Below are 20816 nucleotides of genomic sequence, written 5' to 3' on the forward strand. Positions count from 1 at the left end.
TTCCATTGTTCCAAAATTTCACGTATTTTCTATATTGTATCACAGATAGCAGCAGATGCAAAGGAACAAGTTACATATTGAGGAATTTTTCTGTTTAACGCGCGAAATTGAGAGAGATTATCTGTAATTTTTCAGGAACCGGACGGAATGCGGACCAGAATCCGCTTTCCGTTCTGCTCCGATGCGGTCAGAACCGGAATATGTTTCTTCCGAAGCTGATGCATGACCGGATAAGCCGCAAAGAGATCGCCGCCGATGTACACTGCTTCTGGTTTTTCTTTCAAAAGATCGGAAATGTATTCACGCAGCAGTGTCTTCCATTCCGTCTTTTCAAGCACTGATTCCGCATAACTGCCCTCGATCTTCAGTTCCGGTCTGGCAGGCATCGGTTTATGAACTATCTCGGCGTTCTCCATGCCCGGCATCTGATGGATCAGCTCGTCCTCTGTATCCGTGCCGACGCAGAGCACAACCGGCGCTTTCGGCGATCCCATAAGGCTGATACGGCAGGCAGAGACGGCATCGGCAAGTGTCTCTGTAGTGAGAAGGAATCCCCCTTTGTGACAGAAGGATGCACCCGCAAGACCTGTCACTTCCTGCAGAGCTTCATTTTCCAGTCCAAGCCAGTTTTCCGGAAATTCATACTTATAATTAAACGAGTTTTCTTTTCTCACCGGCTGAACACAGTAGCCGCCGCGGTTGGACGGAAAGACCAGAAAAGCGATTTCCGTCGCGGAGAGCTGCTTCTGGCATGGGAAAAACTCGGAAAGAACCAGAATCTTTTCATCCATCGTTTCCGTCTTTTCCTCTGCGGCGATCCGCTCCCGATGTGCGCTGAGGAGTTCCGCAAACTGCTGCTCCATCCGCTCATCCGCGCGGAAACGTTCCCATTTATGCTCCAAAATCCGGCCGGCAATCGTTACCGCTTCAAAGAAAGCAGCATCACTTCCGCGGTTGTCATCCCACACAGGATTGAACATACCGATCAGGCCGGCAAGCTCGTTCTTTTCACCCGTATTATCATTGTTGTCGAGCGGCTGCACAAATTTCTCATCAAAGCATTCTGCCATCTTGGGGCTTAAAATTTCTGTACCAAGCTCCTCCCACAAAAGGCCGAACGCCGCGTACGGCGCTCCGTTCTCCCGGATGCGGCTGTCTTTCTGGTGATGATCATACTCCCCTCTTCCAATGTCAAAAACAATCCCGGCAAACTCCTCCGGCACACGGTTTCCGCGCTGAATCGTAAGCTTCGGGTTGAAATGCAGAAGCAGTGCGGCAGAAAACACATCATCCGCATGAAATTTTCCGCCATGTGTGAATGCAGCAGCGTTTTCTTTTTGTATCATTTCTAGTAATGTCATAAATTTCTAACTTCCTTTTTTCTTAAGATCTGCTCTATTTTACCCTAACTGATGTCTGCTCCGCAACGGTTCTGCGCAAAAAATCTGCGAAGTATTTCTGCACCGCTGGTGACGCTTTATGCTGCATCGACATTTTTTTCAACATGCTGGTTCTTCCTTTGTCTTGTATCAAGTATTCCTCTCGCTGCCGTTATCGGCGGCGCGGAAGTTCTCATCGGACGATTTCTGTAAACAGAAAACGAGCGGATCCTTTTTTCAAGGTTCCGCTCGTTTTCTATTTGCCGGGCAGATCCGATTTCACACCTGAATCCGGTCTGCTGCTTCGTCGCACAGTGCGATTCGCTTTCCGTCCATGCCGAGGATTAATCCGCCGTCCATTTTCTGGATGACCTGTATGGTGCTGCCCTCTTCGATTTTGTGGCTCCGCAGGAAATCCAGAATCTCAGGGATTCCAAACATCCATTTGATGGTACAGATATCACCAGTTTTTTTCTTTGAAAGTGCCTGCATGTGGTATCCCTCCTTTTTGTCTTTTCTACATTGTATTCCCAAAGGGAATATTTAGTCAATAAGAACAATTGGAATACACTTCTAACCAAAGTTTGTGTGCAAAACGCCGATTTTCGCAGGCATGCCGGAACCTACAGAAACAGCTTGATGCACGCAATCGCAATCGAAGCTACGGCCACGATGTGTTTCAGCAGGGTCTGGTTGATTTTTGTTGCATTTTTGCTTCCCGCAAAAACGCCAATTCCGTGCGCGACAAGAAGTACAGGAAGAAGCAGAAAGGAATGTATTGCATTATAAACTCGAGAAATTCGGCATCATCACAAAGGGCGAGCACCGCGTGATCAATGAATTTCAGAATGGCGATATCTATATGATTGAGAAAAACAAGCCGATCGACTTTGTGGGCGAGGTGACGATTCTTCCTATAACCGCGGCGCGCGGCTTTTTCGATCTTTCTGCTGCTCGACTATATCTTAAAGCAGGCGGCGCTGATGGACATTGAGAAGAAAAAAAGAAATCGTGATCCAGAAGACGCGGCAGGAGCTGTATGAAGAGTGCGGCATTTCCCAGAAAAGAAGCATCAACGGTAGTAACAGAGATGACCGCAGCCCTTCGGAAAGAGTTCGGTTTTCATCTTCCTTCGATATTCTGCATCACTTTTGGCCGTATCAAAAATATCGAGTGCCCAGCGCAGATTCCGGATGTCGCGTTCCATAAAGTCGGCATAGTTTCCGCGTCCGACGAGCTTTAAATGTGTGATTCCCGCATTGGATAACTGCTTTAATGTACAGAGACCGCAGCCGCTTTCTCCGCAGAGATAGCCGCTCTCATCGCAGAGATCCTCTCTTTCTTCCACCATAATTTCTCCCGGGACTGTCCCTTTCACGGACAGTTCCGGTATTTTTTTCTCGACCGGTCTTTTCCAGTACGGCACGCGGCACAGGTATCCCATCTCATCGCAGTGCAGCGAATTGCAGAACGCGCCGCTGAACTGGCACATTTCATTGAGGGCAAACGCTTCAAACTCTGTAATGGTCTGCGCCTTATGTTCCGTGCGGATATGGCGAATCACTTCCTGCATTTCCGCAATCGTATTTTTCCGCTGAAAGATGATGCGCTTCGGGGTAAGCTTTGCAAAAACGTCGGTCATCGCTGTATTCACGGTTCCCAGATCGCCGCTTAGATGCACCTCACAGTCGATGCCGTGTTCCCGCAGATAGACAAGGAGTGCGGGATCCGCAATGATATAGCTCTCGAAGCCGATCCGACAGCACTTCTGGATGATTCCTGTGATTTCGGCGTACTGTTCCGGGAGATAGTACAGAGAATTAAAGGTCAGATGAACCGGCTTTTGATAACGGCGAACCATCTCCGATAAGATTTCCAGCTCACTGTACGACCCGATCTGTACATTATAACTCAGCACTTCTCTCCGGTTCAGCGCCATGACCGTGCCGTATTTCTCCGCCCAGGAAAACGGAACGTAACCGCAGAAAAGCTCGTCCGCACCGGCTTTCACATAGCGGACATAATCGTCCACGGATCCAATTCCTGCTGTAATTTTCATGTTTTCGTCTTCCTCTCCTGTTTTCTCTTATGATCTCCCTGCTTCCTCTCCGGAAATGCAGCATCTTTTTTCGTTCCCATCAGCACATTTCTACAGCAGATTCAGGACAAACCGTTTCACTCCATGTGCTGCATATGCCCGTCCCATTTCCGCCGGATTCTGGAACAGCGCGGGGGCCAACGCAAAAAGAGAATTGTATCGTCCCATCATCTGCAGATGCTTTGGATAAAGAAATGCCTGCCGTTCACAGTACCGTGGGCAGTCCGTCACCTGCTCCTGTGCGCCCCGGTTTCCATTGACACATTCCGCGTACAGCGTACAGTGCTGTGAGGTATTGGTCTGGTAAAACGGGAAATGCAGACTGTTTTCCCCTGAAGGAAATATCTGTGGGAAGCCGAAGCTCTCCCACTCGTACCGATCGATTCCAAAGTTTTCTTTTAAATACGTTCGATAGAACTCTGCATTCAGACTGTTTTTACGAAACAACGCGTCATTTCCCTGCTTATACTTCATGCGGGGATCTTTTTTTCGCTTGTTCAGCAGAATGCCAAGGCAGACCATAAAATTTTTCCGTTCTGCCGCCAAAGCTGCTGTTCCCCAGTCATTTACGACGATTTCCAGTTTCTCCTGATGCTGTCCGCACCAGTTATCCAGCATTTCCAGCAGGTATTCTGTCTCATGGCGTTTTCTCTCTTGCAGGATGGGAAAGACAAGTGTCACAACAAAATGCTCCCGGCAGGCTTTTTCAATCAGTTTTTGCAGGATACGCTCTGACGGAAACAGATGCGGGCAGAAGGCATTTCCGAAATACAGGCGGTCCGGCTGAAAATCCAGCGCTGGCGTGATTTGATTTTTCCGAAAATACATCGTAAAAAAGGCGGGTGCATCCAGTTCCAAATATTTTTCATACCATGCGGGGCAGTCAATCTCCAGTGCCAGTTCTGGTTTCACCAACGGATTTCCTTCCCAGGCTCCGCGCCGGATCTCCTCAAATGTATTCTCCTGGATCAGCGCAAACCACACCTGTTTCTGTTCTTCCAGACTTTCAAAGTGCTGCGCATCCTCCCTGGCCGGATATCCCGTCATCTCCTCCGCGAGCACTGCGTCGTCACCTTCCGTCTTCCAGCGGATATAGCGGCTGTATTGCATCGCAAGGTGCTGTACCTCTCTGCGGTATGCTTCCAGTTCTGTTGTAAACGTATAAACCGTAAAAAACTGCTCCTGTTTTTCACGCACCAGGCGTGCATCGCAGATAGAAAGCCGATGGTACGATGCCGTATGATAATCATAAAACGCCAGTTCCGGCGGCTCCTGTTTCTGCGCCTCAGATGCCGGATGCGCAAGACGGATCTGAAAGCCTTCTTCTGCAAGCGCCGTGATCCGCACTTCCATCGTTCCCCAGTATCCCGCCAGAAGCCCGAACGGAATCATCGGAATAAATGCCCAGTCATCGATATTTACTTTTGCTGTCCTTCCGTCTTCCATTCGCTTCTCTCCGTTCCTTTTTCAAACTCTCTTCAGTATACGCACTTTCCCGCGAAAACACAATCCATAAAAACAGAAAATCCACCCGCATACACGGATGGATTTCCCCCTTTGCTTATTTTCTATTTTGTAAAGGTATCAATCAGATCTTTCGCACCCTCATACCCCTGGCTTTCGAGTTCGTTCTGGTACCACTCGTCTACGCCGTCCACTGCTTCTTTGAAGGAATCAATGTCCATGTCGTCGTAGTTTGTGATGGTCACACCGTTTTCATTCTGCCAGCGATCCATGATCTCGTCGTCACCGGCGCGGTTGATCTCGCGCTCGTACTCGGTTGCGAGGCGGCCGCACTCATCGATGACTTCCTGCTGCTCCGGCGTCATGCTGTCGTAGATGTCACCGTTGATGCAGAAGAACAGGCAGTCATAGATCGCGTTCCACATCGAGCAGTATGGCTGTACTTCCTGTACACTGGCTGCATCGATTGCCGGAAGCGGATTCTCCTGTCCCTCAACGGTCTTCTGCTGCAATGCAGTATATGTCTCGGACCAGTTCATGTTGGTCGCATCGGCGCCCCAGCGTTTATAGCATTCCATCAGCAGGTTGCTTCCTGCCACACGGATTTTCAGATTCTTGATATCATCGACAGATTTCACTTCCTGCTTGCTGTTCGTCAGCTGACGGAAACCGTTCTCCGCGATTCCCATGCAGTGCAGACCGTACTCGGCGAGGATCTCTTTTAATTTTTCACCAGCCTCGCCGTCGAGTTTTGCATCCGCATCTTCTACGGAGTCAAACAGGAACGGAAGAGATACCACGTTGAATCTCGGGTCAAATGCAGAGTAGATCAGGTTGCTGTGCATCGAGATCTGTACCGGGTCACCGTCGATCAGCGCCTGAATACCTTCGGACTGGTTTCCGTTGGTCAGCTGGTCTGCAGCGTAAACATTAACTTTGATTTTGCCGCCGGTCGCTTTTTCCATGAGCTCACCGAACTTGCGTCCGCCCTCTGCCCAGGTACTGGTCTCGGTGGTGGAGCAGGTAAAGTTCCATGTCTGCTCCGGCCAGTCAAGGTCGCTTCTGTCTTCTACGTCATACTTCGATGCAGAAGAAGTATCTTCCTTCGTAAAGGTTTCAATCAGATCCTTGGCATCTTCATAGCCCTGGCTCTCCAGTTCGCTCTGATACCATTCATCCACACCGTCAACTGCCTGTTTGAAAGAATCAATATCCATATCCTCATACTTTGTGATCTTGACACCGTTCTCATTCTGCCAGCGGTCCATGATCTCATCATCACCGGCACGGTTGATCGCACGCTCATAATCCACAGCCTTCTGGCCTGCCTCATCGACAACCTTCTGCTGTTCCGGTGTCAGAGAATTGTAAATATCTCCGTTGATGCAGAAGAACAGGCAGTCGTAAATTGCATTCCACATTGAGCAGTACGGCTGTACTTCCTGTACACTAGCTGCGTCGATTGCCGGAAGCGGATTCTCCTGTCCCTCAACGGTCTTCTGCTGCAGCGCGGTGTATGTCTCGGACCAGTTCATGTTGGTCGCGTCAGCACCCCAGCGTTTGTAGCATTCCATTAAAAGGTTGCTTCCTGCCACACGGATTTTCAGGTTCTTCATGTCATCGACAGATGTTACTTCCTGCTTGCTGTTCGTCAGCTGACGGAAACCGTTCTCCGCAATTCCCATACAGTGCAGGTTGTACTCGGAAAGGATCTCTTTTAATTTCTCACCGGCCTCGCCGTCGAGTTTGGCATCCGCATCCTCTACAGAGTCGAACAGGAACGGAAGGGAAACAACGTTGAATCTCGGGTCAAATGCAGAGTAGATCAGGTTGCTGTGCATGGAAATCTGTACCGGATCTCCGTTCATCAGCGCCTGGATACCCTCGGACTGGTTTCCGTTTGTCAGCTGGTCTGCGGCATAAACATTGACTTTGATCTTTCCGCCGGTTGCTTTTTCCATGAGCTCGCCGAACTTGCGTCCGCCCTCTGCCCAGGTACTGGTTTCGGTGGTCGAGCAGGTGAAGTTCCATGTCTGCTCCGGCCAGTCAAGATCGCTGTAATCTGCGATATCATTGTAATCTTCGCTGTTTCCATTATCCCCGCTGGTACTGGTCTGGCTGTCATCTCCAGACGCATCGGAATTCGTGGCAGCAGCTACCGTACCGCTGTAGGAACCATCTTTTCCTGCGAGAGCTTTCGGAAGGAACGTGGAAATCTGCGGAACGTAGGTGATCAGCAGAAGTACAGCAACGGATGCAGCGATCATCGGCATAACGGCCTTTGAGATCTGCTGGATCGTAACTTCCATTCCTTTTTTCAGTTTGACAGAAATAGCAACAAACAGGTTGACGCCGACCGGCGGAGTTACCTGTCCGATGGCCAGGTTGACCGTTGCCACAATACCGAATGCAACGACATCATAGCCAAGTGCCTTGCAGACCGGAAGCATGATCGGAATGAAGATGTACATGGCAGAGTTTGCATCGATAAAGCATCCTGCAATCAGGAAAATGATATTGACGATCAGCAGGAATGTGAACTGATTATGTGCAACGCTTCCAAGCAGATCGGAAGCTGCCTGCGCAATACCGAATTTGGTGCAGACAAAGGAAAACAGGGAAGCACTTGCTACGATGAGCATAATACCGCCGGTGGTCTTTGCAGAGTCTACCATCAGATCCCACAGATCTTTGATCTTAATTTCTTTGTAGATAAAGATTCCGACAAACAGACCGTATACAACGGAAACGGCTGCTGCTTCTGTTGGAGTGAATACGCTTCCATAGATACCGCCAAGAATAATAACCGGCATCAGGAATCCCCAGAACGCATCCTTAAATGCATCCCATCTCTCTTTTGCCGTTGCCTTCTTCTGCGTCGGCTGAATGTTGTGTTTCTTTGCCTCAAGAAGAACAACGATTACAAGAGCAACACCCATCAGGATACCAGGAACGATACCTGCGGTGAACATATCTGCAATGGATACGCCGGTGATGGATGCGTAAACAACGAATGCAATACTCGGCGGAATGACGATTGCGATCGAACTCGATGTCGCCATCAGCGCTGTGGCAAACGGTGCGGAGAAGCCGCCGCGCTCGATCATGGCAGGAATCAGAACCATACCAAGAGCTGCAACAGTTGCCGGACCGGAACCGGAAATAGCGCCGAAGAAGCAGGCAACGATAACGCACACGATGGCGATACCGCCTTTTTTGTGGCCGACACATGTATCAACGAAACGGATCAGCCGTTTGGAGATACCCGCCTTTGCCATGATATTTCCGGACAGGACAAAGAACGGAATGGCAAGCAGCAGGAATTTACTGATGCCGGAATACATGTTGGTGGCAACGATCGTCAGCGATGTGCCGGAATATAAAATTGCGCAGATCGAGGATAAACCGAGGCAGATGCCGATCGGAATACCAAGGATCAGGAAAATAAAGAATGAAATAAAAAGGATTGCACTGATCATTTTTCTTCTCCCTCCTCTTTCGCTTTTACAAAGGTATCAATCAGATACTCGATCATGTGGAGCGTCATGCAGGCGGCTCCGATCGGTACGAAGGACCAGAAAATCCATTCCGGCCAGTTCAGCACGAAGGTTCTCTTTCCGTTGGCTAACTGGGTCAGAACCTTGTCCATGCCGTATTTAAACAGGACTGCGGTAAATGCAACACTGAAAGCCGTGTTGACCACCAGCAGAATTCTTCTCGCTTTTTCTGAAAGACGGTCCGGCAGTAAAGAAAGATTGACCAGCTCTCCGTCACGGGCAGCGAGCGCTGCAGCGAGAAGTGTAATCAGGACAAATACCGCAACAACGAGTTCCTCGGTAAATGACCAGGATTGATGCAGAATCTTACGGGACAGGACATTTCCGACCGTAAGCACAACAATCAGGATCGTGGACAGCACAAGAATCAATTTCTCGACAAATGCCACGCCGTTCATGATTTTTTTGTACACTTTCATATGTTTCCTCCCTTTTCCTGTCTGCGCGTGTTTTGCAGCAGGATTTGTTTCTTGCCAGGCTGTATTACCAGTGTTTCTGCATAAAAAAAGCCGCCCCACGATAACCAGGGACGGACCATATTTTTTCCGCAAACCACCCTTGTCTCTCCTTTGAAACAAGTACGAATACACGCACAAGCATACGCGGTTTCTGTAACGGGAAACTCCCGTGAAAACCTACTGGAATCCTGTCTTTATCTTAATGAAACAATAAAAACAGTTCTTTGGGTTTCCCTTCTCCGAGATGATGTTCAATCCGGACACGCTGCTGTCTCGCACCTTCTCCGACAGCTCTCTGCAAACGCTTTTTCCGCATTTACTTTTTCTCTTCCCAGAATTTATCTTACACGACGGCTGTAATTTTAGCGCGATTTTTGTCATTTGTCAAGAATTGGTTCTGAAATTTTGTTATAATTTTGAAAAACCGTAAAATTTTCGGTTTGCTGTTCTATTTCGATTGCAGCACCTTTTTTCCTTGCTATTTTCCCACAGATACGATAAAATAACAGACAGATAAGATCCGATGCGACGGGTCTTTTTTCTCGGCATTCTGCCACGATTTTTACTACTCAGAAAAGAGGAACAGCAACTATGAAAATAGATCTTAGAACGATTCCGGATGCAGAGGTTTCCGGCATCGACCTGATGGACGTTGATATCACACTCCCGGCTCCGGAAGCAGAACCGCAGCGCCAGTATTACTTTATGGCGCTCTTAAAACAGCAGCTCGTCCCGGAACGCGCGAAAAAGAACGGTAAAGAATTCCTGACTGCCTGTATCACAACATTCGGATGCCAGATGAACGCCCGCGATTCTGAAAAACTCGAGGGAATCCTGGAAACCGTCGGCTACCACATTGTGGAGACCGAGGATGCTGACTTTGTCGTTTACAATACCTGTACCGTCCGTGAAAACGCCAATCTTCGCGTCTACGGCCGTCTCGGACAGCTTGGCAAATACAAAAGGAAAAATCCGGGCATGATCATCTCCCTCTGCGGATGCATGATGCAGGAGCCGCTCGTTGTCGAAAAGCTCAAAAAAAGCTATCATTTCGTCAACCTGATTTTCGGAACCCACAATATCTACCGCTTCGCTGAATACCTTGTCCGCTGTATGACCGAGGACCGCATGGTGATCGATATCTGGAAAGATACCGACAAGATCGTGGAAAATCTTCCGGTTGACCGGAAATATCCGTTCAAATCCGGCGTCAATATCATGTTCGGTTGCAACAACTTCTGCAGCTACTGTATCGTACCGTATGTGCGCGGCCGCGAGCGCAGCCGGAAGCCGGAGGAAATCGTTGCAGAGATCAAACGCCTCGTTGCAGACGGCGTTGTGGAGATCATGCTGCTCGGTCAGAACGTCAACTCTTACGGAAAGAATCTCGAGGAGCCGATGACGTTTGCCCAGCTTCTGCGCGAGGTTAATAAAATCGAAGGGCTGAAACGCATCCGTTTCATGACCTCCCACCCGAAGGATCTCTCTGAAGAGCTGATCGATGCGATGCGCGACTGCGAAAAGGTCTGCCTCCATCTTCATCTCCCGCTCCAGTCCGGAAGCAGCCGCATCTTAAAGCTGATGAACCGCCGCTACACGAAAGAGCAGTATCTTGACCTTGTTGACCGCATCCGCGCGAAAGTACCGGATGTCTCCCTGACAACCGATATCATCGTCGGTTTCCCTGGCGAGACAGAGGAAGATTTCCTCGAAACGATGGATGTGGTACGTAAGGTCCGCTACGACAGCGCCTTTACCTTCCAGTATTCCAGAAGAACAGGAACACCGGCTGCCGCTATGGAGGATCAGATTCCGGTCGATGTTGTGAAGGACCGTTTCGACCGTCTTCTTGCTGAAGTACAGGAAATCTCCCGTGAGGTAACGGCAAAACATACCCACACAGTTCAAGAAGTTCTCGTCGAGAGCATCAATGAACAGGATCCGTCCCTTGTGACCGGCCGTATGAGTAACAATACGCTCGTTCATTTCAAAGGTGATGCTTCCCTGATCGGCACGCTGCAGAATGTATATCTGGATGAGTGCCGCGGTTTCTATTACATGGGAACACCGGTGGAAAACAACTAAATCTTTCAAAAACAAAAATCCCGGATTTTCGGTTCCTGCTTTTACGGCAGGTATCCAGAATCCGAGATTTTTATTTTTACTTCGAAACACCTTTTGACAGCCGCACCTGATACACCAGATACGTAACCATCAGCATCGCTCCCGCGCCAATCCATGCGGAAATCTCAGCGAATGCGACACCGCGGAACGCAAAGTGCGGAACCGCAATCTGAACGATGCCGACACGCATCACAACTTCAACAACACCGGAAATCATCGGCAGTACCGTTTTTCCCATGCCCTGACAGGCGTTTCGGAATACGAAAAGCCATCCAAGCGGAAACAATGCGATTCCGGTGAGCGGAAGAAAGATACAGGTGTAGGAAATGACGGTCGGATCGTTCAGCATCAGAGATGCCAGGAATTTCGGCGCGAAAATTTCCAGCGCCGCAAACGGCAGATTGACCAGAATCGACAAGATCACACCGGCCCATACGCCGCTCTTGATTCTGTCATACTTCTTTGCTCCATAGTTCTGTCCGGTAAAGGTCAGAAGCGCCAGTCCGACGGTCACACCCGGCTGCTCAAACAGACCGCAGACCTTCATGCATGCCGCATACGCAGCCACATAGGCGGTTCCCATCTGGTTGACAAAGACCTGAAGCACCATTCCTCCGATGGCAGTAACAGAATTCATCACTGCAACCGGAAGACCTTTTCCGGTCAGCGCGGCAAGAATTTTTCCATCCGCTTTCCAGTCCCCCTTCTGTGGAAGCAATTCCGGTGCACGGAGGATGTGCCTGAAGCAGTACAGCGCGGAAATCGCCTGCGCCAGAACCGTGGCAAGTGCTGCTCCAAATACACCCATGTGAAGCGGAAACACAAAGAGAAGATCCAGCACAATATTGGCAATGGCAGAAAGCACCATGGAGACGAGCGGAACCTTGCTGTTTCCGACCGAGCGGAGCAGTGTCATCACAAAGTTATTGAAAATCGTGATGGCGCTTCCGGCCAGGATTGTTCCGAAATACACGAGAGTATCCGTCATCATATCCTCCGGCGTCTGCAGAAAGATAAACAGCCGCCGCATCAGAAGCAGGCTGAACGTTGTGATCACAATTCCGATGGCAAGGCAGATATAGACCGACATGGCAATCTCTTTCCGCAGCTTTTTTGTATCGTTTGCACCAAAAGAATGCGAAATACAGATGCCAAGGCCACCCGTCAGTCCGACGGCAAAGCCGATAATCAGAAAATGAACGGAGCTTGTATTTCCAACTGCGGCAAGCGCCGTATCTCCGATTCCTTTTCCGACAACCATGGAATCCACGAAGCTGTAAAGCTGCTGGAACAGATTTCCGATCAGAATGGGCAGGAAAAACTGAAAAATCAGTTTCATGCTGTTCCCTCTTGTCATATCATTTGTTGTGTTCTGCATGGTATTTTTTCTATCCTGTCCTTTCTCTTTTAGAATTTCCTGTTTCTTTATTGATTCCCCCTCGTCTTGTCAAGACCGCAAAATGCGGCTATAATAGAGCATAACTTAGACGAAAGGTTTTTACATCACTGGCATGAACAATTTATACGAATACATCGATCCAATTGCTTCTCCCTATGAGGCATTTCTTTTTGACAGCACCCGCGATCTCCTGCCGATTCCGGCGCACTGGCATTATTATGTAGAACTTCTCTACGTCCGCAAAGGCGAAATCGAAGTTTCCCTTGACAATGTCGTATCCACCTGCACGAAGGGCGCTGTCATTCTTTTTCCGCCCAAATGCGTCCACTCCATCGCTCTTGCGAGAGGTTCTTCTCCAGTTCAGTACGATGTGATCAAATTCGATCCCAATCTTCTGCCGTCCTGCAAAACGGATGAAATCGATCTGCGCGCCATGCTGCATGGGATTCACGCCTACCGCTGTCCCTGTATCTTTTCTCCGGAACAGACGGCCCAAATGAATCTTTTTCCGCTTTTTTCCGATATTCTTTCTGAATATCAGAGTAAAGAATTCGGTTATTCGATGGTATTAACTGCCGATCTTCGGAAAATCGTCACCAAGTTTGCGCGGATCTGGCAGAAAAATGGTGATTTCTTTCTGGCTCCTGGCGTTCATCCTTCTTATGAAATCGGGTTTGACCTGATTTCCGAATACATCGATTCCCACTACTTTGAGGAGCTGACCGTAGAAAAACTGGCCGCGATGTGCAATATGTCGCACTCCACCTTTTCCATGAATTTCTACCGCCGGTACAATATGACCTGCAAGGAATACATTACAGCAACCCGGATCAATGCAGCCGAAAATATGCTTTTGTTTTCCAGCCACGACATCTCGTTTATCGCGCGGGAGGTCGGTTATACGGACTGCAGTTACTTTATCCGCTGCTACAAAAAACTGAAAGGCGTCACGCCGAAGCAGGCACGAAAACTCCAGCTTGGACGGTAACAATCATCTGTTTTCGAATTTTTTCAGAGAAAGAACGCACAGGCATTTGCTGCACGCTCTTTCTTTTTTATGTATTTCTTTAAACTTTTTCCTTATCTCTCTGCAGTCTCATAAACGCTTCTTACGCGGTATGCGCCCGATACGCCGGTTCCCTCTGCGGTAAAGTCTGCGGTCGGCAGAATGCGGAAGGTCTTTGTTCCGGCTTCCATATCCACAAAGTTATCGTCCAGACGAAGCACACCGTTCTCAGTCTCTACGCTGACAGATTTTGCAAAGTTCTCTGCGGTTACGGTTACGGTATCGCCGTCTACTGATACAGAAAGCTTCGGATCTGCAAAATGGTAATGCTTCGGTGCGCAGAACAGAGTTGATCCGGAAGATACTACGTTTCCATCAACAACCAGCTCATAGGTCAGATGAACTTCCAACGGATCCTGATCGTTGAAATCAAGATGCGGCATCCACTGTCCGCCGTAAGCCGGTGCATTCACCTCGAAGGCTCCCTCTTTGACTACGGAAGAATCCGGACGGCACAAGGACCATTTTACGGTTCCGACGATCGGCTCACCGGTCTCATTGGCAACATGAAGGTCTGCACTGACATCAATCGGATGCGGCAGTGTGTTGACAAACGGTTTCTGATCGATCTCTCCGTGCTCCTCGCAGGAAAGCAGGACCGGTGCAAACATCTTCTTCTCTGCGTACTGCAGGGCTTTCCAGTTTCCATAGTAGTCCACGCTTGCCCAGGATGCTACCGGCCAGATATCGTTCAGCTGCCATACAACAGCACCCATGCAGGTACCGCGGAAGCGGCGGAAATGCTCAACGCCGTAACGGATCGCATCGGCCTGAAGAAGCTGTGAGCAGTACAAAAGCTCGTCGAAGTTCTTCGGATACAGGTATGTCTGTGAAATGTAGTTCAGGATCTTTCCGTTGGCAGCCGTATTTCTCTGGTGCATTTCCATGACACGGGAGAAGATGTTGCGGTCGCCGTCTTCGGTAAACCGTTTTACAGTCTGCAGTGCCGGGAAGGACTGGAATCCGAACTCGGACAGGAAACGGTAATGGTGGGAACGATAAGCAGTGAACGGCTCGCTTCCGTGCCATACACCCCAGTAATGGGTATCGCCGACGTTCTCTGCATTGCTGTTTTCGTAATTTCCGCCTGAAGACGGGGATGACGGCCAGTAGAATTTCTCCGGATCCTCTTCTTTGACGATTTTCGGAATGATGTACTCATACAGATGGATGTAATCATACGTCTGTTTCTTAGATTTCTGCCATGCCAGCGTTTCGTACTGGGTTTCCATCTCGTTGTTTCCGCACCACAGAGCAATACTTGCATGGGAACGGAGTCTGCGCATATTCTGACGGATCTCCGCGGAGATATTCTCTTCGAAGTCATCTGTCAGCTCGTAGGATGCGCAGGCAAACATGAAGTCATGCCAGATGAGGAGTCCTCTCTCATCGCAGACATCATAGAAAAAGTCATCGAGGAAGTATCCGCCTCCCCATACACGCAGAGAGTTAAAGTTTGCCTCCTGTGCGGATTTCAGCAGCAGATCGGTACGCTCTCTCGTCTGACGGGTTAAGATATTGTCCTCCGGAATGTAGTCAGCGCCCATCGCGAAGATCTGCAGTCCGTTGATTTCGTACGCAAAGTTACGGCCCTTTACGGTCTTTGCAGGTTTATCGGTAATGATGATTTTTTTCTCACCGTTGGTCATGATCATGTTGTCGCCGTCATCGTAATCCGGTGACTGGCCGGTCATGTGCTCATCAAAGACTTCATCTTCCATCACGTCAGTATTTACGGTGATGGTACGAAGACCCATCTTCTTCTCCCAGGTATCCAGGATATCGTCTGCAACGAGCTCTACCTTTACCTGATACAGTGCCTGTGCACCATAGCCGTTCGGCCACCACAGCTCCGGATTTTCTACGGTAAGGGAAGCCTGTACATGATTGCTGCGAAGATCACAGGTAAGTCCGGTCAGATTCTTTGCCGGTGCAGAATTGGTCAGCGGATCCATTGTGCCGCTTTCTGCGGACAGAACGGTTTTTCCATCCGGGGAAGTAACGGTCATTACGACCTTTACTTTACCGTCGGTTACACCCGGCATCCACTCGATTTCAGCATCTGCGGTCAGGCGGACGAAGTCAACCACATTTCCATGAACGGTTTTTCCAGTTACATGATGCTCCTGTCCTACAAATACCTGTGCCAGACGGGCAGTTTTTACTGCGAGAACAGAAGCCTCACGGAACAGTCCTGCATCTGGAAGACGCGGACCCCAGTCCCAGCCGTACATGCAGGCTGCTTTACGAATATGCGGAAATCCCGGCATTGCATCGGATGCTGCTCCAACCGGGCATTTTGCTTCTTCTTCTGCGATGAATTTTGTCGGGGAATGCAGAACCACTTTTACCTGATATACGGTATCGGCTGCATCACCTGCAACAAGATCGGTAATATCATACTCCCAGACACGGTTCATGTTGTCTGCGGAGCCGATTTTCTCTCCGTTCAGATAAACATCTGCGATGGTATCAATTCCGTCGAAGTGTAAAAACAGACGGTCCGCTTTTCTGTCTTCCTCACTGATCACGATCGTTGTCTCGTATGCGAAATCGTTCTCCATCAATTTCAGTGCATCGAGCTCATTGTCACGATAAAACGGATCCGGGATCAGGCCTTTCTCCAGAAGGGTGCCGTAAACGGTAGACGGTACCTTCGTTTCAATTGGAGTTTCCGGAATATCGTAAACATTTTTTCCGAGGACAGTTAATGTCCAGTTGTCTTTCAGACATATTGTATGCATTACAGTATGTCCCCCTTTCTTCATAGTTTCTGCTTTTTCGCGTAGTTTCACCACGCTTTTCACTTTATTTTTATCTTACTGCTTTTTTAACCAAAATGGTACAAAAAAGCTCTTGAAAAATAGGAAAAATCTCCAAATGCGAAACGATTTTAGAAAATTTCGGAAACAGTGAGACAAATTCTCAATCATCACTTTGACAGATCTGGAAAATGTGATAGAATAAAAATGTCGGCATCCTGAAAAAAATGCCGGCAGTATTTTTCGAAAAGAAAGATGAGGAAAAAATTATGATACCAGAAAGATTAGCTGCTCTCCGCGAAAAAATGAGAGCCTACGGCGTGGACGCTTATCTGGTTCCGACCGCCGATTACCATGAATCTGAATATGTAGGAACTTACTTTAAAGCAAGAACGTATATCACAGGCTTTACCGGTTCTGCCGGAACCGCCGTTATTACCCAGGATGAAGCGTGCCTCTGGACCGATGGCCGTTACTTCGTACAGGCAGCCAAAGAGCTTGCCGGAACCGGCGTTACTTTAATGAAAATGGGCCAGGAAGGTGTTCCGACCGTAGAGGAATACCTGCAGGCAAATACAAAAGAAGGCATGACCATCGGCTTCGACGGCCGCGTTGTCAATGAGATGCTCGGTGAGACACTGGAAAAGACACTTCCGGAGCGTTTTCTCTCCTATCGAAGTGACCTGATCGGTGAAATCTGGTCCGACCGCCCGGCGCTTTCTGCAGAACCAGTCTGGATTCTTGATTCCAAATATACTGGCGAGTCCGCTGCTGACCGTCTTGCCAAAGTCCGCGAAAAGATGAAAGAGAACGGTGCCGAAGTGCATATCCTGACCGCGCTCGACGATATCGCCTGGATGCTGAATATCCGCGGAAACGATATTCCGTGCAATCCGGTTGTCCTCTCCTACCTCATTCTGACTGAAACCGAAGGCCATCTGTTTATTCAGGAAGCAACTTTAAATGATGAAGTGAAACAGTATCTTGCCGGTCTTGGTATTTCGATTCATCCATACGATGCTGTCTATGATTTCGCTGCCAGCATCACAGGAAAAACGATTCTTCTGGAGAAAGCCAAAGTCAACTACACGATCTGCCAGAGCGTCATGGGCGAAAACACGATTGTCAATGTGATGAACCCGGCTTCTTCCTTAAAGGCAGTGAAAACACCAGTTGAGATGGAAAATATCCGCAAAGCCCACATCAAAGACGGCGTTGCTGTGACCCGTTTCGTTTACTGGTTAAAGAAGAATATCGGAAAAATCCCGATGGATGAAGTTTCCGTTGCGGAAAAACTGGAATCCTTCCGAAAAGAGCAGGAAGGCTATATCGAGCCAAGTTTCGGAACAATCTCCGCTTACGGCCCGAATGCCGCTATGTGCCATTATCAGGCAACGAAAGAAGATTTCTCCGTTCTACAGCCAAAAGGCATGTACCTGGTAGATTCCGGCGGACAGTATTATGAAGGAACAACTGATATCACGAGAACGATCGTTGTCGGACCGCTGACCGAGGAAGAAAAAGAGCATTTCACCATCACCACGATGGGAACCCTGCGTCTTGGAAATGCAAAATTTCTCCATGGATGCATTGGCATCAACCTCGATTACCTCGCAAGACAGGCATTCTGGGAGAGAGGTCTTGACTTCAATCACGGAACCGGCCACGGTGTCGGCTATCTCTTAAATGTCCATGAGCGTCCAAACGGTTTCCGCTGGAAAATGGTTCCGGAGCGCATGGAAAATGCCGTTCTCGAGGAAGGTATGCTGACCTCTGACGAACCTGGTATCTACATTGAAGGAAGTCACGGTATCCGTACTGAGAACCTGATGCTCTGCCGCAAAGCAGAAAAGAATATGTATGGCCAGTTCATGCGCTTTGAGTTCGTCACCATGGTTCCGATCGACCTCGACGGTATCGATACGCAGTATATGACAGAGAAAGATGTCGAGCTGCTGAACAATTACCACAAAGAAGTGTATGAGAAGATTTCTCCATATCTGGAGGGCGAAGAGAAAGAGTGGCTGAAAGAGGTTACACGGCCGATTTCGAAATAAGTTCTTTCTTTCATAAAAGCTAAAAAACCGATGTTCTGTGCGATTATTTTCACAGAACATCGGTTTTTCTTATCTCTGTTGCTTATAATACTTTCGATAAAAATTCTCTCAGACGCGGATTCTGCGGATTTGCGAAGAATTCCTGCGGAGTATTCTCCTCCTGAATATTTCCCTCGTTGATAAAGACGACGCGGGTTGCCACCTCCCTGGCAAAGCCCATCTCATGTGTGACAACAACCATGGTCATGCCCGATTCGGCAAGCTCTTTCATGATTTCCAGAACCTCTCCTACCATCTCCGGATCGAGTGCGGAAGTCGGTTCATCAAACAGCATAACATCCGGATTCATCGCAAGGGCGCGTGCGATGGCGATTCGCTGCTTCTGTCCGCCGGAAAGGCTTCCCGGATAGGCATCTGCTTTGTCCGGCAGTCCGACACGGGTCAGGAGCTCCATCGCTTTTTTCTCTGCTTCTTCCGGTGTCATCAGTTTTAACGTCACCGGAGCGAGCATGATATTTTCCTTAACGGTTTTGTGCGGAAACAGATTGAACTGCTGGAATACCATTCCGATCTTCTGACGCACATGGTCAATGTCGGTTTCCGGTGCTGTGATGTCAACACCCTCGAAATAAATTTTTCCGCCGGTTGGAATTTCCAGACGGTTTAAGGAACGCAGAAACGTCGATTTTCCGGAACCGGAAGGACCGATGACAGCGACAACTTCTCCCTGACGGATCTCTGTGCTGATTCCGTCTAAAACTTTATTATCCTCGAAGCTCTTCTGCAGATTTTCAACTTTAATTAATACTTTTTCGTTAGTGGTCACTCTTACGCAGTCTCCTTTCCAGTTTGCCCATGAAATAGGTCAGAATCATAACAAGAATCAGATAAAAGATCGCTGCGGAGAGAAGCGGAACCAGTGCATCGTATGTACGGCTCTGTACCAGGGTTGCTGCTTTTGTAATATCGATGGTTCCGATATAGCCGATGATGGCAGTCTCTTTCAACAGCACGATCATCTCGTTGATCAGCGCCGGAAGAACGTTTTTAAACGCCTGCGGAATGATAATCAGACGCATGGTCTGTGCCGGGTTTAAACCAAGGCTTCGTCCCGCTTCCGTCTGTCCTTTATCCACAGACATGATTCCGGAACGGAAAATCTCGGCAACGTACGCACCGGAGTTGATACCAAAGGCAATTCCGCCGATCACGATATTGTTCAGGTTTACGGTTGCAAAAATAACGGAATAGAAAAACAGAATCTGAATCATGGACGGCGTTCCGCGGATGATCGTCAGATAGACGCGTGCAACAATATTCAGAAGTTTTAATTTACCGGTCTGCTCGTGTGTTGAACGGATCAGTGCGATGAGAAGTCCGAGCACAACACCGATGCACAGTGCGATTACCGTGACAAGCAGCGTCGTCTTCAGACCGGTCAGCCACCACTCTGTAGCACCGTTGTCTACAAAGTAACGGTTAAACTGATGCTGTAAATTTTCCATAAAATACATCTCTCCTTTGTGGTTTCATTTCCTGCAAAAAGAGCGGCTGCACCATTTTGCCTGGCGGACAGCCGCTCTTTTTCTCTCATTAGATTACTTTCTTACAATAACAACCTGTGTTGCATTTGCATAAGTATCGGTGAAATCAACGCTCTCCTCACGCTCCGGAGTAACAGTCATTCCGGCTGCGCCAAAATCTGCTTTTCCGCTGTTGACGGATGCAAGGATAGTTTCAAATGCCATATCCTCGATTTTCAGCTCATAACCAAGCTTATCGCAGATGGCCTGGGAAATATCAGCGTCGATACCAACAATATCGGTTCCCTCTTTGTACTCCCACGGCTCGAACTCAGCGTTGGTTGCCATGGTAAGCGTTCCGTTGGAGCGGTCCACGTCTGCCGGGGACTCATACGGATGCTGGCCGACTTCATCACCGATGTAGTTGCTCATGATCTCATCAAGAGTTCCGTCCTCTTTCAGCTCTGCCAATGCGGTGTTAAATTCGTCTCTTAACTCATTTCCTTTTTTGAAGCACATCGCGTACTCTTCGGTATCAAAAATGCCTTCTACAATTTTCAGATCATCGTTTGCTGCAACGAATTTCTCTGCCGGCAGGGAATCGATGACAACACAGTCAATCTTTCCGTTTTTCAGTGCCTGAATAGCATCGGCGCCTTTGTTGTAACGCTGCATCTGGGAATCTGCATTAACGGCATCGCTCGCCTGAGAATCACCTGTTGTTCCGGTCTGTACACCAATCTTCAGATCTGCCAGATCCTCTACGGATGTTACTTCTACTTTCTTTGCGGTAGATGCAGAACTCCCGCATCCTGCCATCGAAACAGCAAACAGAACGGACATTGCAAGTGCTGTTGCTTTTTTTGCAAAATTCATTTTCATAATAATCTCCTTCTCTCCTCATGTGATGTATATTTATTCACTTTTCC

15 protein-coding genes are annotated in these 20816 nt (G+C 48.7%); 4 read left to right on the top strand and 11 right to left on the bottom strand.

The features are described 5' to 3' along the window. Positions 1-131: 131 nt before the first annotated feature. Complete coding sequence (locus DW915_RS02580) at positions 132-1361, bottom strand: MYG1 family protein (protein WP_118741499.1); 1230 nt, start codon at positions 1359-1361, stop codon at positions 132-134. Between the two features lie 297 nt (positions 1362-1658). Continuing rightward, on the bottom strand, positions 1659-1871 hold the full coding sequence (locus DW915_RS02585; protein WP_118741500.1) for a FeoA family protein: 213 nt from the start codon (positions 1869-1871) through the stop codon (positions 1659-1661). 286 nt (positions 1872-2157) lie between these two features. On the opposite strand from DW915_RS02585, the gene DW915_RS16010 reads away from it, so the two are divergent. Continuing rightward, complete coding sequence (locus DW915_RS16010; protein ID WP_243033772.1) at positions 2158-2373, top strand: hypothetical protein; 216 nt, start codon at positions 2158-2160, stop codon at positions 2371-2373. 78 nt (positions 2374-2451) lie between these two features. Here the strand turns inward: DW915_RS16010 and DW915_RS02595 are convergent, their stop codons facing one another. From DW915_RS02595 to DW915_RS02610, 4 genes are all read right to left on the bottom strand, one after another. Continuing rightward, positions 2452-3438, bottom strand: coding sequence for a U32 family peptidase (locus DW915_RS02595; RefSeq protein WP_118741501.1), 987 nt, complete (start codon positions 3436-3438; stop codon positions 2452-2454). Between the two features lie 90 nt (positions 3439-3528). Then, positions 3529-4923: a hypothetical protein gene (locus tag DW915_RS02600; RefSeq protein WP_118741502.1), complete on the bottom strand. Its 1395-nt coding sequence runs from the start codon at positions 4921-4923 to the stop codon at positions 3529-3531. A gap of 122 nt (positions 4924-5045) precedes the next feature. After that, positions 5046-8420 (bottom strand): TRAP transporter large permease subunit, encoded by a 3375-nt coding sequence (locus tag DW915_RS02605; protein ID WP_118741503.1) that lies wholly within the window; start codon positions 8418-8420, stop codon positions 5046-5048. Continuing rightward, positions 8417-8917, bottom strand: a complete 501-nt coding sequence (locus DW915_RS02610) for a TRAP transporter small permease (protein ID WP_055217787.1) — start codon at positions 8915-8917, stop codon at positions 8417-8419. The genes DW915_RS02605 and DW915_RS02610 overlap by 4 nt, the downstream gene beginning before the upstream one ends. 684 nt (positions 8918-9601) lie before the next feature. On the opposite strand from DW915_RS02610, the gene miaB reads away from it, so the two are divergent. Continuing rightward, positions 9602-11041 carry a tRNA (N6-isopentenyl adenosine(37)-C2)-methylthiotransferase MiaB gene (miaB, locus tag DW915_RS02615; RefSeq protein WP_118741547.1) on the top strand — a complete coding sequence of 480 codons (1440 nt, stop codon included), beginning with the start codon at positions 9602-9604 and terminating at the stop codon, positions 11039-11041. 76 nt (positions 11042-11117) lie between these two features. On the opposite strand, the gene DW915_RS02620 is transcribed toward miaB, so the two are convergent. Continuing rightward, complete coding sequence (locus DW915_RS02620; RefSeq protein ID WP_158581004.1) at positions 11118-12419, bottom strand: MATE family efflux transporter; 1302 nt, start codon at positions 12417-12419, stop codon at positions 11118-11120. Positions 12420-12591: 172 nt separating this feature from the next. On the opposite strand from DW915_RS02620, the gene DW915_RS02625 reads away from it, so the two are divergent. Continuing rightward, on the top strand, positions 12592-13467 hold the full coding sequence (locus tag DW915_RS02625) for an AraC family transcriptional regulator (protein ID WP_118741505.1): 876 nt from the start codon (positions 12592-12594) through the stop codon (positions 13465-13467). Positions 13468-13559: 92 nt separating this feature from the next. Here DW915_RS02625 and DW915_RS02630 read toward each other — a convergent pair whose 3' ends face one another. Further along, positions 13560-16289 carry a beta-mannosidase gene (locus DW915_RS02630; RefSeq protein WP_158581005.1) on the bottom strand — a complete coding sequence of 910 codons (2730 nt, stop codon included), beginning with the start codon at positions 16287-16289 and terminating at the stop codon, positions 13560-13562. 287 nt (positions 16290-16576) lie between these two features. On the opposite strand from DW915_RS02630, the gene DW915_RS02635 reads away from it, so the two are divergent. Beyond that, positions 16577-18364, top strand: coding sequence for an aminopeptidase P family protein (locus DW915_RS02635; protein ID WP_118741548.1), 1788 nt, complete (start codon positions 16577-16579; stop codon positions 18362-18364). A gap of 82 nt (positions 18365-18446) precedes the next feature. Here DW915_RS02635 and DW915_RS02640 read toward each other — a convergent pair whose 3' ends face one another. The 3 genes from DW915_RS02640 to DW915_RS02650 all read right to left on the bottom strand — a co-directional run bounded on the left by DW915_RS02640 (position 18447) and on the right by DW915_RS02650 (position 20763). After that, positions 18447-19190 carry an amino acid ABC transporter ATP-binding protein gene (locus DW915_RS02640; RefSeq protein ID WP_118741507.1) on the bottom strand — a complete coding sequence of 248 codons (744 nt, stop codon included), beginning with the start codon at positions 19188-19190 and terminating at the stop codon, positions 18447-18449. Further along, positions 19180-19869: an amino acid ABC transporter permease gene (locus DW915_RS02645; RefSeq protein WP_022462369.1), complete on the bottom strand. Its 690-nt coding sequence runs from the start codon at positions 19867-19869 to the stop codon at positions 19180-19182. The genes DW915_RS02640 and DW915_RS02645 overlap by 11 nt, the downstream gene beginning before the upstream one ends. A gap of 93 nt (positions 19870-19962) precedes the next feature. Then, entirely contained in the window at positions 19963-20763 is an 801-nt protein-coding gene (locus DW915_RS02650) for a transporter substrate-binding domain-containing protein (RefSeq protein WP_330422667.1), read from the bottom strand. Between the last annotated feature and the right edge of the window lie 53 nt (positions 20764-20816).

It is taken from the genome of Blautia sp. AM42-2 (genome assembly GCF_003480245.1).
GTDB classification, from domain to species: domain Bacteria; phylum Bacillota; class Clostridia; order Lachnospirales; family Lachnospiraceae; genus Fusicatenibacter; species Fusicatenibacter saccharivorans.

Bases quoted from the DNA above. Each gene is read 5' to 3' on its own strand.
- DW915_RS02605 (WP_118741503.1), bottom strand. From the start codon at position 8,420: ATGATCAGTGCAATCCTTTTTATTTCATTCTTTATTTTCCTGATCCTT.
- miaB (WP_118741547.1), top strand. From the start codon at position 9,602: ATGGACGTTGATATCACACTCCCGGCTCCGGAAGCAGAACCGCAGCGC.
- DW915_RS02630 (WP_158581005.1), bottom strand. From the start codon at position 16,289: ATGCATACAATATGTCTGAAAGACAACTGGACATTAACTGTCCTCGGA.
- DW915_RS02595 (WP_118741501.1), bottom strand. From the start codon at position 3,438: ATGAAAATTACAGCAGGAATTGGATCCGTGGACGATTATGTCCGCTAT.
- DW915_RS02585 (WP_118741500.1), bottom strand. From the start codon at position 1,871: ATGCAGGCACTTTCAAAGAAAAAAACTGGTGATATCTGTACCATCAAA.
- DW915_RS02650 (WP_330422667.1), bottom strand. From the start codon at position 20,763: ATGAATTTTGCAAAAAAAGCAACAGCACTTGCAATGTCCGTTCTGTTT.
- DW915_RS02580 (WP_118741499.1), bottom strand. From the start codon at position 1,361: ATGACATTACTAGAAATGATACAAAAAGAAAACGCTGCTGCATTCACA.
- DW915_RS02645 (WP_022462369.1), bottom strand. From the start codon at position 19,869: ATGGAAAATTTACAGCATCAGTTTAACCGTTACTTTGTAGACAACGGT.
- DW915_RS02625 (WP_118741505.1), top strand. From the start codon at position 12,592: ATGAACAATTTATACGAATACATCGATCCAATTGCTTCTCCCTATGAG.
- DW915_RS02620 (WP_158581004.1), bottom strand. From the start codon at position 12,419: ATGAAACTGATTTTTCAGTTTTTCCTGCCCATTCTGATCGGAAATCTG.
- DW915_RS02600 (WP_118741502.1), bottom strand. From the start codon at position 4,923: ATGGAAGACGGAAGGACAGCAAAAGTAAATATCGATGACTGGGCATTT.
- DW915_RS02610 (WP_055217787.1), bottom strand. From the start codon at position 8,917: ATGAAAGTGTACAAAAAAATCATGAACGGCGTGGCATTTGTCGAGAAA.
- DW915_RS02635 (WP_118741548.1), top strand. From the start codon at position 16,577: ATGATACCAGAAAGATTAGCTGCTCTCCGCGAAAAAATGAGAGCCTAC.